Annotated in this window: 2 protein-coding genes; one reads left to right on the forward strand and one right to left on the reverse strand. The window is 66.1% G+C overall.

Annotation, left to right across the window (positions count from 1 at the left end):
• Positions 1–981 (reverse strand): ActS/PrrB/RegB family redox-sensitive histidine kinase (locus tag AUC71_RS12815; RefSeq protein WP_141701680.1); only part of this gene is annotated, 981 nt, incomplete at its 3' end.
• Between the two features lie 23 nt (positions 982–1004).
• On the opposite strand from AUC71_RS12815, the gene AUC71_RS12820 reads away from it, so the two are divergent.
• A partial coding sequence (locus tag AUC71_RS12820) for an ATP-binding cassette domain-containing protein (protein ID WP_244500951.1) occupies positions 1005–1293 on the forward strand: 289 nt, incomplete at its 3' end.

Consider the following 1293-nt stretch of genomic DNA (forward strand, 5'->3'; position numbering starts at 1 on the left):
GGCGGCGGCGCTGCCCGGCTCCAGCCCGTCACGCGGCCCGATCTCCACCTCGATGGGAACACCGAGCAGACGGTGCGGCTCGACAACCTCCTCGATCAGATGGCTGACGGGCATGCGCGAGACAATGATGTCGAGTTCCTCGCCGCGCCCCGCAAGCTCCTTCAGGATCTCGCGGCAGCGTTCGGCCTGCGCGCGCAACAGAAGCAGGTCCTCGTAATGACGGTCCGCCTTGTCGGCGTCGCGCAAGAGCTCCTTGGTGACGACGGCGATGGTGGCGAGCGGTGTGCCCAGGCCGTGCGCCGCGGCCGCGGCCATCCCATCGAGCGCGGAAAGCTTCTGCTCGCGCGCCAGCACCATTTCGGCGGCGGCCAGAGCCTCGGCCATGCGCCGTCCTTCTTCCGCCGTCCGCCAAGAGTAAAAGCCGATAAAGAGGATGCCGGAGACCACGGCGGCCCACACGCCGAGCACGTAGGGCATCGGCAGGTTGAGCTGAGAATCGTGAAACCAGGGAAGCGGGTAATGGAAGGTGGTGAGCACGCTCGCCGCCCCGATGGCGAGCAGGCCGAGCGCCACCGTAATCCGCAAGGGCAGCGTGGAGGCCGACACGGTGACCGGCGCGATCATGAGAAACGCAAACGGGTTCTCCAGTCCGCCGGTGAGGTAGAGCAGCGCCGCAAGCTGGATAATGTCGTAGCCCAGCAGGATGAAGGCGGAATTGCTGCGCAGCCGCTGGCTCGCGGGGAAACGAATGCGCAAAGCCACGTTGAGCCAGGCGGACAGCGCGATGACCGCGAAACACCCGCCAATCGGCAAGTCCATGCCCAGCACCCAATAGGCGCCGACGACCGTAAGGCTCTGGCCGAGCACCGCAAGCCAGCGCAAGCGCACGATGGTCTGGAGGCGCAAGCGGCTGTCGCCGGCACGCAACCATTCCGGCACGGATGCCTCCGGGGCGGTTTGACTATTGTCGAGTACGGCCATAGGTGAACCCTAGCACGTTGGCGGTGAGCCATAATTCGGACAAAGCAGGCGCGCAGCGCAAGGAAATGGTTGAGGCGGCTCGAAATTTTTCTAAAGACGGCGCTGGCGGCAGCGATTTCGCGCAAGCGCCCGTCGTCGTGCGCGGCCTCGTCAAGCGCTACGGCGCCGTCACGGCGGTCGATCACATCAGTTTTACCATCGAGGCAGGGACGACGGTGGCGCTGCTCGGCGGCAACGGCGCCGGCAAGACCACGACCATTGCCATGCTCCTGGGGCTGATCGAGCCGAGCGCGGGCGAGGTGCGCGTGTTCG

Source organism: Methyloceanibacter marginalis (genome assembly GCF_001723295.1).
Taxonomy (GTDB): domain Bacteria; phylum Pseudomonadota; class Alphaproteobacteria; order Rhizobiales; family Methyloligellaceae; genus Methyloceanibacter; species Methyloceanibacter marginalis.